Origin of the sequence: Pseudomonas sp. PSKL.D1 (assembly GCF_028898945.1) — a bacterium.
Taxonomy (GTDB): Bacteria; Pseudomonadota; Gammaproteobacteria; order Pseudomonadales; family Pseudomonadaceae; genus Aquipseudomonas.
The window spans coordinates 4,889,193-4,903,499 of record NZ_CP118607.1; the positions used below are offsets into that span (position 1 = coordinate 4,889,193).

The window sequence follows — 14,307 nt, forward strand, 5'->3', positions numbered from 1 at the left end:
GCCTCGGCAGGTGACCGCTTGTAAAACTCAACGCAACAGGTTGAAGGCACTAACGTCCTGACACAGCTGGCTTAGCCCTTCGGCAGGGGTCAGGTTCTCACCAGATATCTTGCTGAAGGTCGCATCTGCGTCACCAAGGTGAACAAGGCGATCAGCCTCAGCGCCTTCGGTAATCACGGTATAGGAGTTTCGGCGCATAGCTTGATATTTGCTGTCATCAGCACTGATGGAATCGAGATACTTGTTCACTTGATCGTCAGTCAGCCCCAGGCATTTATCCAGCGTCACCCCCCAGCGAGTCAGGCAGACCTCGGCCAGGTGACGCACAATGAGGCCAGGCTCTGCAAGCACTTTACCGCTGCCACCACCGTCGACCGAAGCATTCCCTACCAGCGTGGCATGACGCCCAGGCATTGGATAAATGCGCATGCGTGTGCCGCCAGCGGCAGTGGGGATCACACACGCAAAACCTTTTGAACGCTCATCACGAGAGAAGAAACCAACGTACTCTTTGACATTGCCAGCCAGCTTGACCCTGTGAGACTGCAAATTACCGATACCCGGAACCGGGTCAATTGCAAAAATGTTGACTGGAATGTTCTTCAGTTCAGGATCCTGGGCCATCGCATTAGCGAGCATGTGGCAACTGATACCGCCTCGGCTCCACCCAACCAGGTTGACTTGGGTCGGAATCAGAGGTTTGCGGAACTGAGCGATAATCTGTTGTTGCAGCTCTTGGGGGGTCGGATGACGCTTGCCATAACTGTGGGAGCGCCAGAACCAGGCCCCGCTAGCCGTAGCATCAGGAATAGGTACATCTGCCTTTTTCAGTGTTTCGTATTCCGCTTCGCTAAGCTCGGTTCGCTGCCAATCGCTCTTGCCCTTAATGACATGCAGCGCGTGGGAAACATTTTCTTCCCACCCCGTGCCAAACAAAGTGCCCCTCAAGCTGAAGTAACCGCCAGGCTTGGTGAATAGTTCGTCATCTTGTTGGTTGCCACTGCCAGGCCCATCAACGGCAATCCAATTGGCAAATTCGCGATCCTGATCATGGCTGGCGAGCGTAGAAACCAACTCGCCGTTCCAGAAATTAGGGTTCGTATCATCGAATCGATGCGAGCCGGTTCCGCAAAAATAGACTGTAAATACACTCACTTTGCACACTCCTACTGTCAATGAGTGTACAAAGCTATGAGTACATCAGGCTTGTTAGCAGACGGAAAATCTGCGGCCAGATGCAAGCGTGCCGCAAGTGGACAACCTGCTTGCGGCGAAATCTCGCTTGCTTACTCCCGGTTCAGACCATCAGCCCTGAACATCTGCCGAATACCGCGAATTGCCTGACGTATACGGTCCTGATTTTCGATCAGTGCAAAGCGCACATGGTCATCACCGTAATCACCGAACCCAATCCCCGGCGAGACGCACACTTTGGCATCTGCCAGCAGCTTCTTGGAGAACTCCAGCGACCCGAGGTGAGCGTATTGCTCAGGGATTTTCGCCCAGACATACATGGAAGCCTTGGGGTTCTCGACCATCCAGCCAAGCTCATGCAGCCCCTTCACCAGCAAGTTGCGACGCTGCCGGTACTGTTCGGCAATATCGCGCACACATTGCTGGTCACCCTCCAGCGCTGCGATCGCCGCGACCTGCAGTGGGGTGAAGGTACCGTAGTCGTGGTAGCTCTTGATGCGCGCCAGGGCGCTGACCAGTTCCGGGTTACCGACCATGAAGCCGATCCGCCAGCCAGCCATGTTGTAGCTCTTGGACAGGGTAAAGAACTCCACCGCGATGTCCTTGGCGCCAGGCACCTGCATGATCGAAGGAGCCTTCCAGCCGTCGTAGACGATATCAGCGTAGGCCAGGTCGTGGACCACCAGCACATCGTACTGCTTGGCCAAGGCCACCACGCGCTCGAAGAAATCGAGTTCAACGCACTGGGCAGTCGGGTTGGAAGGGAAGCCCAAGATCATCATCTTCGGCTTGGGGATCGATTCACGGATCGCCCGCTCCAACTCGTTGAAGAAATCCACACCCGGCAACAGTGGCACGGAGCGCACCTGGGCGCCGGCAATAACGGCACCGTAGATATGGATCGGGTAGCTCGGGTTCGGCACCAACACGGTGTCGCCATGGTCAAGGGTGCCGAGCATCAGGTGCGCCAGGCCTTCTTTGGAACCGATGGTGACAATGGCTTCGCTTTCCGGGTCGATGGCGACGTCGTAGCGCTCTTTGTACCAGTTGGAGATGGCACGGCGCAGGCGCGGGATACCGCGGGAAGTGGAGTAACCATGTGTGTCTTCGCGCTGAGCAACCTGTACCAGCTTATCGACGATGTGCGGCGGCGTAGCACCGTCAGGGTTGCCCATGCTCAAGTCAATGATGTCCTCGCCACGGCGACGGGCAGCCATCTTGAGTTCGGCGGTGATATTGAAGACGTATGGGGGAAGACGATCGATGCGCGCGAAGCGGCGCGGCGAACCTGGGTTGGCCATGGTTTCCTCTGAGGACGTAAGCGCCCGGAACCGTCCGAGCGACGCTGGCCGATGTGGCGGCCTGAATCAGAAGATAATGCCGAAACAGGATTTATGTAAAGGACAATTTCCTGTTTTTATTAATCTTTTCAGATCTATTTTTTGAAAATCAAAGATTTATGCTTTGCCTGTGCCGGCCCTTTCGCGGGTAAACCCGCTCCCACTGGGTTACTTGCAAGCCTGTGGGAGCGGCGGTTCGCCGCTGCGATTTACCCGCGAAAGGGCCGACACAGGCAAACGCGCATAAAAAAACCCGGCACATGGCCGGGTTTTTTGTGTAACAGGCACGTGTATCAGCGCGCGTAGGTCATCAGCACGTCCGCAGCGGTCTGGCTGTCCACACCCATCATCACGCTCAGGGCAGTGACAGTCAGGATGGAGAAGCCGAACACCTTGCGAGCCCACTTGCTGTCGTCCTCGGCCTTGTAGCCACCCCAAGCCATGTACAGCCAATACAGGCCCATGGCTGCTGCCACGGCCAGGTAGCCGAGGCCGGCGTAACCGCCAAGGGTGAGCATCAGGGTTGCGAGCACGAAAGCCAGCACGTACAACACGATCTGCTTTTTCGCAGCCAGGATGCCACGTGCCACCGGCAGAACCGGAATGTTGGCAGCGCTGTAGTCCTTGAAGCGGAAGATGGCGATGGCGAAGCTGTGCGGCATCTGCCACAGGCTGAACATCACCAGCAGGGTCACTGCAGCCAGGTCGAAGCTGTTGCTGACGGCGCAGTAGCCGATCACCGGAGGCATGGCACCGGACAGGCTGCCGACCAAGGTGCCGTGCACCGATTTACGCTTCAGCCACAGGCTGTAGAAACCGACGTAGACGATGAAGCCGATCAGCGCACAGAACGCCGCCAGTGGGTTGGCCTGAACATACAGCAGGCTGAAACCCGCCACCCCGAGCAGGGTGGCGTAAGCCAGCGCGAGGGGCAGCGACATGCCACCCTGCACCATGACGCGGTTCTTGGTGCGCTCCATCTTGTGGTCGATGTCACGGTCGATGCAGTTGTTGAACACGCAACCGGACGCAACCACCAGGGAAGTCCCAATAACCACCGCCAGGAACAGGGCGAAATCTACATGGCCCTTCGAGGCAAGGAAAAAACCGCCTGCCACGGAAAGCACGTTACCGAAAATGATCCCCGGTTTGGTGATTTGGATAAAGTGCTTAACGGACATGCAGTCTTACCTCACTTGGCCATCATTTCGAAGTGGATGCTGAACATGATCCACAGCGACAGGCCGACCAGCAGTGCAATTACCAGTACGGTGAACAGGAACGTCGACACATTGGAGCGCTGCTCTTTCGAGCGGTCCATGTGCAGGAAGTACACAAGGTGCACCACCACCTGAATGACGGCCATGGCCACCACGATCAGGACGGTCAGGTTCTTCGGCAGGCTTGGGAACATCACCAGGCCAAACGGGATCGCGGTCAGGATGATCGACAGTACAAAGCCGATCATGTACGACTTGACGCTACCGTGGTTACCTTCGTGATGAGTGTCGTGTGCGTTAGCCATTACAGAACTCCCAGCAGGTAGACGACGGTGAACACGCAGATCCAGACCACGTCCAGGAAGTGCCAGAACAGGCTCAGGCAGCTCATGCGGGTCTTGGCGGTCGGCGTGATGCCGTGCTTGTTGATCTGGTACATCATGATTGCCATCCAGATCAGGCCGGCAGTCACGTGCAGGCCGTGGGTACCAACCAGCGCGAAGAACGCCGACAGGAAGCCACTGCGCTGCGGACCGAAGCCCTCGGCGATCAGGTGATGGAATTCATAGATTTCCATCGCGATGAAGCCTGCACCGAACAGGAAGGTCACAGCCAACCAGCCCAGTACGCCAGCTTTCTTGCCATCGAACATCTTCAGCATGGCGAAGCCGAAGGTGATCGAGGACAGCAGCAGGAACGCGGTTTCAACCAGCACGAAGTCGAGCTGGAAGATGTCGTGACCCGACGGGCCGCCGGCAAAACTGCCGGACAGCACCGCGTAGGTGGCGAAGAGCGACGCAAACAGGATGCAGTCGGTCATCAGGTACAGCCAGAAGCCCAGTACGGTCATCTGGCCCGAGTCGTGGTGGTGGTCGTCATGCCCATGGTCGTGACCATGAGCAGCGCCGTGCATTACTTGACTGGACATTGATTACACCCGCTCAAACGATTCGACACGTGCGCCGGCAGGCAGAGCACCTGCTTTGGCCAGCGCTTTCATGCGCTCGCCTTCGATGCGCGCCACTTCTTCGGCCGGAACCATGTAGCCCTGGTCGTCACGTGCAGCGTGGCGAACGAAGACTGCGATGGTTGCAACCAGGCTTGCGCCAACCAGCCACCAGATGTGCCAGATGAAGGCAAAGCCGAAGACGGTCAGGAACAGGCCCATGAACAAACCGGTAGAGGTGTTGCTCGGCATGTGGATAGCGTCGAACTTGGTTGCCGGCTTGTAAGCGTTGCCGGTTTCCTTGGTTTCGTGCCAGGCGTCCAGGCCAACCTGCTCAGGCATGTGAGCGAAGTTGTAGAACGGAGGTGGCGACGAAGTCGACCATTCCAGGGTACGGCCGCCCCATGGGTCGCCGGTCACGTCCAGGTTCTGGTTGCGGTCGCGGACCGAAACGTAGATCTGGATCAGCTGGCAGGCGATACCGAACAGGATCAGCACGGCGCCGACAACGGCTACGTACAGGTAGGGTTCCCACAGTGGGTTGTCGGAGTGGTTCAGACGACGGGTCATGCCCATGAAGCCCAGGGCGTACAGCGGCATGAACGCAACGTAGAAGCCCGAGATCCAGAACCAGAAGGCAGCTTTGCCCCACTTCTCGTTCAGGGTGAAACCGAAGGCTTTCGGGAACCAGAAGGCGAAGCCGGCGATGTAGCCGAACACCGCACCACCGATGATCACGTTGTGGAAGTGAGCAATTACGAACAGGCTGTTGTGCAGAACGAAGTCAGCACCTGGAACAGCCAGCAGAACGCCAGTCATGCCACCGATGGAGAAGGTGATCATGAAGCCCAGGGTCCACATCATCGGTGCGGTGAAACGCACACGGCCCTGGTACATGGTAAACAGCCAGTTGAACAGCTTCACACCGGTCGGAATGGAGATCAGCATCGTCGCCAGGCCGAAGAAGGTGTTGACGCTGGCGCCGGCACCCATGGTGAAGAAGTGGTGCAGCCATACGGCAAAGCCCAGAACGGCGATGGCGCCCGATGCGTAGATCATCGAGTGGTGGCCGAACAGACGCTTGCCAGAGAACGTCGAGGTAACTTCCGAGAACACACCGAAGGCCGGCAGGATCAGGATGTAAACCTCAGGGTGACCCCACGCCCAGAACAGGTTGACGTACATCATCGGGTTCCCACCAAGCTCGTTGGTGAAGATATGGAAGTCCAGATAACGGTCAACAGTCAGCAGAGCGAGTGCAGCGGTCAGGATCGGGAACGAAGCCACGATCAGCACGTTGGCCCAGGTGCAGGTCCAGGTGAAGATCGGCATGTCCATCAGCTTCATGCCAGGTGCGCGCATCTTCATCACGGTGACGAGGAAGTTCACACCGGTCAATGTCGTACCCAAGCCTGAGAGCTGTAGCGCCCAGATGTAGTAGTCGACACCCACCCCAGGGCTGTACTGAATGCCCGCGAGCGGCGGATAGGCAACCCAGCCGGTCTTGGCGAATTCACCAACGCCCAGCGAGATGTTGACCAGCAGCACGCCTGCCAGCAGCAGGTAGAAGCTCAGAGAGTTCAGGAACGGGAAGGCAACGTCACGTGCACCGATTTGCAGAGGAACGGCAAGGTTCATCAGGCCGGTGAAGAACGGCATCGCCATGAAGATGATCATGATCACACCGTGGGCGGTGAAGATCTGGTCATAGTGTTCAGGCGGCAGGTAGCCTTCGGAGCCACCGGTAGCGGCAGCCAGCTGGGTACGCATCATGATGGCGTCGGCAAAGCCGCGCAGCAGCATGACCATCGCGACGATGATGTACATCACCCCGATTTTCTTGTGGTCGACCGTGGTCAACCACTCGGTCCACAAGTAGGTCCACTTGCGGAAATAGGTGATAGCACCGACCAAAGCGATACCACCGAGCGCGATAATGGCGAGTGTCACCATGACTATCGGCTCGTGATAGGGTATCGCCTCCAGGCTTAATTTACCGAACATCTCTTACTCCTCTGCACCGGCAGCTGGTTGCATACTCGATTCCACACCCTTGGTTGTGGCCAGATCTTTGCTGCCTGCTTCTTCGTGGACCGGCTTGCCGCGGTTCATGCCTTCGTACTTGTCGACGATGGTCTGGAACAGCTCTGCCGGAGCCTCGCTGTACAGCGCGACTGGGTTGTATTCGCTAGGCTTGGCCAGGGCTTCGTACTCGGCCTTGCCCAGTTTCAGTGGCGACTGCTTCACTTCGGCGACCCACTTGTCGAAGTCTTCCTGAGAGGTAGCAGTAGCCTTGAATTTCATGCCGGTGAAGCCAGCGCCGCTGTAGTTGGCACTGATACCGTCAAACTCGCCATTCTCGTTGGCGATCAGGTGCAGCTTGGTGGTCATGCCCGCCATCGCGTAGATCTGGCCGCCCAGGCCCGGGATGAAGAACGAGTTCATCACGGCGTCGGAGGTCACGCGGAAGTTGATCGGGGTATTGGCCGGGAAGTTGATCTTGTTGACCGTCGCGATGCCCTGCTCCGGGTAGATGAACAGCCACTTCCAGTCCAGTGCGACCACGTCGATCTGGATCGGCTTGACGTCGGAGTCCAGCGGACGATACGGATCAAGCTTGTGGGTGGAGTGGTAGGTAACGTAACCCAGGGCGATGATGATGATGATCGGGATGATCCACACCGCGGCTTCGATCTTGGTCGAGTGCGACCAGTCGGGAGTGTAGGTGGCTGCCTTGTTGGAAGCACGGTACTTCCAGGCGAACGCCACGGTCATGATGATGACCGGAATCACCACCAGCAGCATCAGGCCGGTAGCGATGAGGATGAGGTTCTTTTGCTCAATGCCGACCTGACCCTTCGGGTCGAGCAGGGTCCAGTTGCACCCACTGAGTAAAAGCATGCCTAAAAAGGGCAATATGCCAAACAGTCTGGGGTAACGCTTTTTACTCATCTCACGACCTCTAGATCAGCTTGCTTCAATGCAATTTGTGTTTTGGTAGCCAACACTTCGTCCTGCCAAGTGAGGCATTTCGCGCCCGAATACACTCCCGCCTGGGGCCCGACTGCAGGACCTTGGCTCAAGCGTGTTGACGGTGCTTATGGTTTCGTAGGCAAAAGGCCTGTACTTCAGACCAAGTCCATTTGGTGCGGGAAAACGCGGAGGGGTATCCGCCCGGTATCGCCGCTGGGCGAAACTTGACGAAGTCAGCAAAAGGGAGCGCTGAGGCTTCCTTCAATCCTGCGACTCGCAAGCAGTGCCGAACGGAAATTGGGGGCGATTGTAGTGAGGTCGCCCACCCTTGACTATGACTTATTGAGCAACAGTCTTTTACAGAATGCGTAACAATACTGGCCAACAAATCAACTTCGCGACAGTTTGTCGCACCCCGCTTGATAGACCTCAAACCCTTGCACTGCAAGGCTTTGTGATTGATCCGAGTCAAGCGGGTGAGGACTTTTCCCTCTTCTCTGTGGGTGCAAAAGACCGCACTGAATTCGGGACTTTTGTCTAAGGCTGGCGCCGGTTGCGGTAGATGCCCAACGGGACCAGTACGGCGGTCAGTACGAAGGCTACCAGCGCCCACTGTGCCAACGACAAACCAAGGATCGGCGGGTACGGCGTACTGCAGAAGCCGTCGACCTGGAACGCCAGCGGCCAGACCTTGGCCAGCGGCAGGTCATCGACGATCGGCTGCAGCGTATCGATGCCGCAACTGACCATGGGGTTGGCGAGTATATACACATGGTTGCCCGCCGCAACGATTCCACCCATCGCGCTCAGCACCACCAAACACTCGAACAACGTCAGGCTGCGCCGCCCGGGCATGGCCGCGGCAATAAACGCGAATACGGCAATAAAGAGCAAGGCATAGCGTTGCAGGATGCACAGCGGGCAAGGCGCCTCGCCCAACACCACCTGCATGTACAGGGCACCGCCAAGCAGGGAGAGGCAAATTACCCCCAGCAGTACCAGAAAGCGCCGTTCCCGATTCAGGCGCGAAGTCAGATCGTTCATTGCCGGTTCCTTCGATGGAAAGTGCAAGTCTACACGCTGTACGTGACCTATGAGCCAGTCGAGGAAGCGGCTACCCGCAGAGGCCTAGGACCGGCCGGAGCGACATGGGTTCAACGCAGGGCGCTAAAAAAGCACGAGCCCGGGCGCCATGCGGGGGCAAGCCCCTCGACACCCGGGAGTGAAGGATACCGTGATTAAAAGAGGATTAAAGGTGAAAGATCGGAACGGGGCGGTTCATCTTCCTTATAGGGATGCCCGCCCAGGCTACGCTTTTATTCCAGGGCTGCCGCCGGCCCGAAGAACTCATACCGGCTCTGCTGCTCAGGCACACCCAGCCCCTTCAGGTGCCGCTTGATAGCCGCCATGAACCCTTTCGGCCCGAGGAAGTAGGCATCCACATCCCGCCCACCCGGCATCCACTCACCCAGCAGATCCTGGCTCAACAAGCCAACGGCGTCTGCCCCCTCCCCTGCCTCGTCATAGCAATAGAAGCGCTTGAGCTGCGGATGCTTCCCCGCCAGGTCATCCACCCAATCACGGAACGCGTGCACGGCACCATTGCGCGCACAGTGAATGAAATGCACCGGGCGCTGGGTCTGCAATGCGGCTTCCAGCATCGCCAGCGTCGGCGTGATGCCAACGCCACCGCTGATCAGCACAAGCGGCTTGTCACTGGCAGCCAGAGAGAAATCACCGGATGGCGGAAACAGTTGCACGGTATCGCCTACCATCAGTTCATCATGCAGGTAGCTGGACACCTTGCCACCGGCTTCACGTTTCACACTGATCCGGTATTCCCGCCCATTACACAACGCAGACAATGAGTAGTTACGACGCTGCTCGGCGCCATCAATGAATAGCTGCACGCCGATGTACTGACCCGGCTCAGCCTTGAGCACGGGTTTGCCATCCACAGGGGCAAAGTAAAAGGACACGATCTCGCTGCTTTCCTGCACGCGACGCTCCAGCCGGAATTCCCGGGCACCGCGCCAGCCGCCAGCCGATTGTTCCTTCTCTTTATAGAGGTTCTCTTCGGCACCAATCAGGATGTCGGCCAACTGGCCATAAGCCGCCCCCCAGGCCGCGATCACTTCTGGGGTGGCAATTTCCTTGCCCAGCACTTCCTCGATGGCCCGCAACAGGCAGCTACCGACAATCGGGTAATGCTCCGGCAGAATCTGCAAGGCCACATGCTTGTTGATGATCTGACCGACCAACCCGCCAAGCTGTTCCAGCTTGTCAATGTGGCGGGCATACATCAGCACGCCATTGGCCAAAGCGCGCGGCTGGTCGCCACTGGCCTGGTGGGCCTGGTTAAACAGCGGGCGAACCTCGGGGTACTCGCTGAGCATCAGCTTGTAAAAGTGAGTGGTCAGTACTTCACCACCCGTTTCAAGCAGCGGGACGGTGGCTTTGATGATGGCACGTTGTTCAGTGTTAAGCATTTCAGCAATTCCTGGGCCGGTGGCTTTGAAAGGTTGCGTTATGCACAACATGAAACGTGCCAACTAAAAAAATCATCAAAATCAATAAGTTAGTTTTTTAGTGGTCATAATGACTCAGCACTATCGATAGTCACACTGACTTTAATGGTCATTTTGACTTCAAGCTCGGCAGCTCCCAGAGCAACAGGGCTGGGGCGAGAACCCCCGCTACTCAAACTGCCAAGCTGCCGCACATCACCACGATCCACAGAGTACGTGACCGACATCGCTTGCCCATCAAACGGCTCAATCACCGATTGATCTACCTCGAAGAAGAACGGGAACCCCTGAAACTGCTTGGACGGCTCATAAGGTGGAGGGTTGACGCCGGCCGCCAGACCAAAATGAAGGGTGACCATTTCCCCCTGACGTAGGGGGGCATGGGAAGGAACACGGATATAGGCAACAGGCGTTTCCACCGGCAACCATACATCCGCACCGTCAACCTGCAACTCATCGCAAGTGGGTGCTGGAAGATCAACGGCCCCATTGTCCACGACACTATAAGTGATCTCGGGCGATGGTCGACGAATTCCCAATGACGGTGAATAAACTGAATAGCTCAGGGTCAGCCTACCACTGACCAATACCGCCAAATACGTTTTATCCACCGGGAATGCCAGTGGCACGCCTGCGCCACCTGGTGGAATGGGCAGCATCGGTTGATACACCATCGGAGTGCCCTCGCCCACCTGCCCTGTCCAGAACAACGTGACTTGATCACCTTCCGCCTGCCCAGGGTAGAGAGGAATATCCACGTACACCAAATCACCCGCGAATTTTGCCAAATCAATAACCAAGCCATCTGCATCTCTGAAGATCGGAGCCAACAATCCGATACCCAAGCCTTTGACTGTGATGCTGCGCGTGAGTGATCTCTTACCCGTGCCGGGATTGACGTCATAGTAGAGACGAGCGGAGCCGTTAACACTCAAGACGGCAATTGTATAAGGCACGTATAACAGTAATAGAGACCCTGCAGCTGTTGCCTCCGGAACATCATAATTCACCTGCTGACCATCCTCGGTCATCCCTGCCCAGTGCAACACCACCTTATCGCCGCTTACGATGTCCGGGTCGGAGACAATCACCAGCACATCCTGGCCTCCCAGTGAAACAAGGTCCAACTCGTAGGGGGGGGTTTGCGCGCGTTCGACGGTGGGGGCGTCATAGGCGTCCGGGTCAGCCACCTCGATGAATGCTGATGGGGACGGGCGTGAGTAGTTTTGAACCAGGTCACGAACCTCAAAGTACACCGGAATACGCTCGCCACTACCTCCGGCCTCAATCACACTCGGCGGCACTGTGTAGATCAGCGGGTTTTGAATGTCCTCTGCCGTCAAACGGGCGAATTCATGACGTACACCGTTCCAAACCAGTATCGGTAGATCATCCGGTTGAATGAAGGGCCACTTTGTAAACTCAACCGTAACTATCGGGAGCGGCCTTCCGATCACACCAGGCGGCTGTATCTTGGGAGCGAACAGGTTATCATTGAACGGCGTACTCAAATCCGGGTCCAGCCCGCCAGGAACCCGTAAATCGATAAGTACTGTTCGATACTCTGAATAACGAACAGTTTCTGCGTCCGGGTCGTAAATTTCATAATAGAAGTAGCCGTAGTACGGGTAGCTGATGCCTGACTCTGCAGGGAGTGTGAGCATGTCTCGCGTCACAGTGAAGCTTACCCAACCTTGTTCCTCTATATCAGCAGTTAAATCATAGAACTGAATCGGCGCATCATCAGGTGCCTCAGGCTGGGACGTAGGAGGCTGTGTAGGTTCAACTCTCGTCCAGAACAAGCTGACCTTATTACCAAGCCGAAACACCTCGGGTAGGCGTGACGTCATGGGCAGTGCACGAGTGGCGTCCGACAATTCATTCCAACCAAAGCCTTTGCTCTCGGGGTCTCGGTAATCCATGTCAGAGATCACGAGCGGATTCAGCCCCCCTTGCATTTGAGTCTTAGGCAATTTGTCGAGAATCTTCTGCCTTGCAATCCTCTGGTCTGCACGCTTTTGCTCTGCACCCATGTGATGATGCTCCTGAGTTGAAAGTTTCCCGCACGACTAAAATCGTGCAGTGGAAGTACCTGAAAGTCTGCACCACACGTTCACCCTCAGGCTTTTTCAGCATTAGCCATCTGGGCGTGGGGCGCTACCCAGCGGGAGCCAGGTTCAGCACCACCCGCGTGGGTAAGTGGAGACTTGAATATGAGCGCAAGCCATGTTTTTCGAAACTGGTAAAAATGCTAGGTAGCACGCTCTTGGTACTGCGCGTGTGCAACGTTTCTCGTTACCCTCAGGTTGTAACAATAGTGGCAATGAACCCAACACCGTTCTACTTCGCCGCGGCTGCGTGCCAAGCGTATAGTGGCAACGATGTTCCTGAGTGCCCGCCCTGATGAATTCAAAACCCCTGCTCACCGCCCTGCTCCCACTGGTCAGTGACCTGTCGCGCGACCTGCCCGACCAGGAACGCTACCGTCGTCTGCTCCAGGCCATGCGAAACTTGCTACCCTGCGATGCTGCCGCGCTGCTTCGCCTGGAGGGTGAGTGGTTGGTACCGCTGGCCGTCGACGGGTTGTCCGCCGACACGCTGGGCCGGCGCTTCAAAGTCAGCGAACACCCGCGCTTTCAGGTTTTGCTCAGCCACCCGGAACCCACCCGCTTTGCCAGTGATTCAGGCTTGCCCGACCCCTACGATGGGCTGGTCAGCGCACCTGATGCCGCACTGGAAGTACACGACTGCATGGGCTGCCCGCTGATGGTCGACGAACGCCCCTGGGGCCTGGTGACCCTGGATGCCCTGACCCCAGGTCAGTTCCAGGCCCTCGATCTGGATGCCCTGCAAGCATTCGCCAGCCTGGCTGCAGCCACCGTGACGGTGGCCGAACGCATTGAGCACTTGGCGCTGCGCGTCAAAGACGAGCAGCACCGCGCCGAACTCTATCGCCACGCCAGCAGCCAGGATAAAGAACTGATCGGCCAGAGTCCGGCGCATAAGCGCCTACAGGAAGAAATCTGCCTGGTTGGCGCAAGTGACCTCACAGTGTTGATCACCGGCGAAACTGGCGTTGGCAAGGAACTGGTGGCCTTGGCTTTACATCAAGCCAGCAACCGCGCCAACCAGCCACTGGTCAGCCTCAATTGCGCTGCTCTGCCGGACACGTTAGTGGAAAGCGAACTGTTCGGGCATGTTCGCGGTGCCTTTACTGGCGCCCATGGTGAGCGTCGAGGCAAATTTGAACTGGCTAACGGCGGCACACTGTTCCTCGATGAAGTCGGCGAACTGCCTTTGGCCGTTCAGGCCAAGCTGTTGCGGGTGCTGCAGAGCGGGCAACTGCAACGCCTGGGTTCGGACCGCGAGCACCGGGTGGATGTGCGCCTGATCGCCGCGACCAACCGAGACCTCGCGGCAGAAGTGCGTAACGGCAACTTCCGCGCAGACTTCTATCACCGTTTGAGTGTGTACCCGCTTCACGTGCCTCCACTGCGCGAGCGCGGTCGGGATGTGCTGCTGCTGGCTGGATACTTTCTTGAACAGAATCGGTCGCGCCTTGGGCTGAACAGTTTGCGCCTCAGCCACGATGCACAGGCCGCGTTGCTTGCCTACGACTGGCCAGGCAACGTGCGAGAACTGGAACACCTGATCGGCCGCTCGGCCCTCAAGGCTAAAGGTCGGCACCCAGAGCGCTTGCGCATCCTCACCCTGGAAAGCACCGACCTTGGCTTGCAGGCCGTGGCGCCCGCAACCACTGTCTCTGCACCTGAGCCCTTGGCCATGCCGGCAGTTCAAGGCGGGTTGCGCCAGGCTGTGGACGCGTACCAACGTGAAGTCATCGACACCTGCCTGCAACGCCATCAGCACAACTGGGCAGCAGCTGCCCGAGAGCTGGGCCTGGACCGCGCCAACCTCAGCCGCCTCGCGCGGCGCTTGGGCTTGGCGTAGGAGCCTGCAAAACACCAAAGGATTAACCCCTAAGCCATCTGGTTGCTTCCTGCTGAGGTGCTATACCCCCTTAAACACCGGTAACAGGGCCGTTACTCGGGTGAGACTGGCCAAAATGCGTCGCACTTTGCCTACACGCCGCGCCAGCTCCGGGG

General features: G+C 57.5%; 11 protein-coding genes. 1 reads left to right on the top strand and 10 read right to left on the bottom strand.

The genetic code is table 11. From position 1 onward, the window contains the following. Positions 1-27 precede the first annotated feature (27 nt). From PVV54_RS21900 to PVV54_RS21945, 10 genes are all read right to left on the bottom strand, one after another. Positions 28-1,155 carry a hypothetical protein gene (locus PVV54_RS21900; RefSeq protein ID WP_274907234.1) on the bottom strand — a complete coding sequence of 376 codons (1,128 nt, stop codon included), beginning with the start codon at positions 1,153-1,155 and terminating at the stop codon, positions 28-30. A 131-nt stretch (positions 1,156-1,286) separates the two neighbouring features. Continuing rightward, a complete protein-coding gene (gene alaC / locus PVV54_RS21905; RefSeq protein ID WP_274907235.1) occupies positions 1,287-2,495 on the bottom strand; it encodes an alanine transaminase in 1,209 nt (402 codons plus the stop codon). A gap of 332 nt (positions 2,496-2,827) precedes the next feature. Further along, complete coding sequence (cyoE, locus tag PVV54_RS21910; RefSeq protein ID WP_274907236.1) at positions 2,828-3,715, bottom strand: heme o synthase; 888 nt, start codon at positions 3,713-3,715, stop codon at positions 2,828-2,830. A gap of 11 nt (positions 3,716-3,726) precedes the next feature. Beyond that, positions 3,727-4,059, bottom strand: coding sequence for a cytochrome o ubiquinol oxidase subunit IV (cyoD, locus tag PVV54_RS21915; RefSeq protein ID WP_274907237.1), 333 nt, complete (start codon positions 4,057-4,059; stop codon positions 3,727-3,729). Then, a complete protein-coding gene (gene cyoC, locus PVV54_RS21920) occupies positions 4,059-4,682 on the bottom strand; it encodes a cytochrome o ubiquinol oxidase subunit III (protein ID WP_011532289.1) in 624 nt (207 codons plus the stop codon). The genes cyoD and cyoC overlap by 1 nt, the downstream gene beginning before the upstream one ends. Positions 4,683-4,685: 3 nt before the next feature. Continuing rightward, positions 4,686-6,704, bottom strand: coding sequence for a cytochrome o ubiquinol oxidase subunit I (gene cyoB / locus PVV54_RS21925; RefSeq protein WP_274907238.1), 2,019 nt, complete (start codon positions 6,702-6,704; stop codon positions 4,686-4,688). Positions 6,705-6,707: 3 nt separating this feature from the next. Continuing rightward, a complete protein-coding gene (gene cyoA / locus PVV54_RS21930; protein ID WP_274907239.1) occupies positions 6,708-7,652 on the bottom strand; it encodes a ubiquinol oxidase subunit II in 945 nt (314 codons plus the stop codon). A 558-nt stretch (positions 7,653-8,210) separates the two neighbouring features. Then, positions 8,211-8,717: a disulfide bond formation protein B gene (locus PVV54_RS21935; RefSeq protein WP_274907240.1), complete on the bottom strand. Its 507-nt coding sequence runs from the start codon at positions 8,715-8,717 to the stop codon at positions 8,211-8,213. Between the two features lie 272 nt (positions 8,718-8,989). Further along, positions 8,990-10,162, bottom strand: coding sequence for an NO-inducible flavohemoprotein (gene hmpA, locus PVV54_RS21940; RefSeq protein ID WP_274907241.1), 1,173 nt, complete (start codon positions 10,160-10,162; stop codon positions 8,990-8,992). Between the two features lie 104 nt (positions 10,163-10,266). Next, a complete protein-coding gene (locus tag PVV54_RS21945) occupies positions 10,267-12,234 on the bottom strand; it encodes a hypothetical protein (protein ID WP_274907242.1) in 1,968 nt (655 codons plus the stop codon). A gap of 370 nt (positions 12,235-12,604) precedes the next feature. On the opposite strand from PVV54_RS21945, the gene norR reads away from it, so the two are divergent. After that, the gene (gene norR / locus PVV54_RS21950) at positions 12,605-14,152 is read left to right on the top strand and encodes a nitric oxide reductase transcriptional regulator NorR (RefSeq protein WP_274907243.1); all 1,548 of its coding nucleotides are present in this window, start codon (positions 12,605-12,607) and stop codon (positions 14,150-14,152) included. The last annotated feature ends 155 nt before the right edge of the window (positions 14,153-14,307 follow it).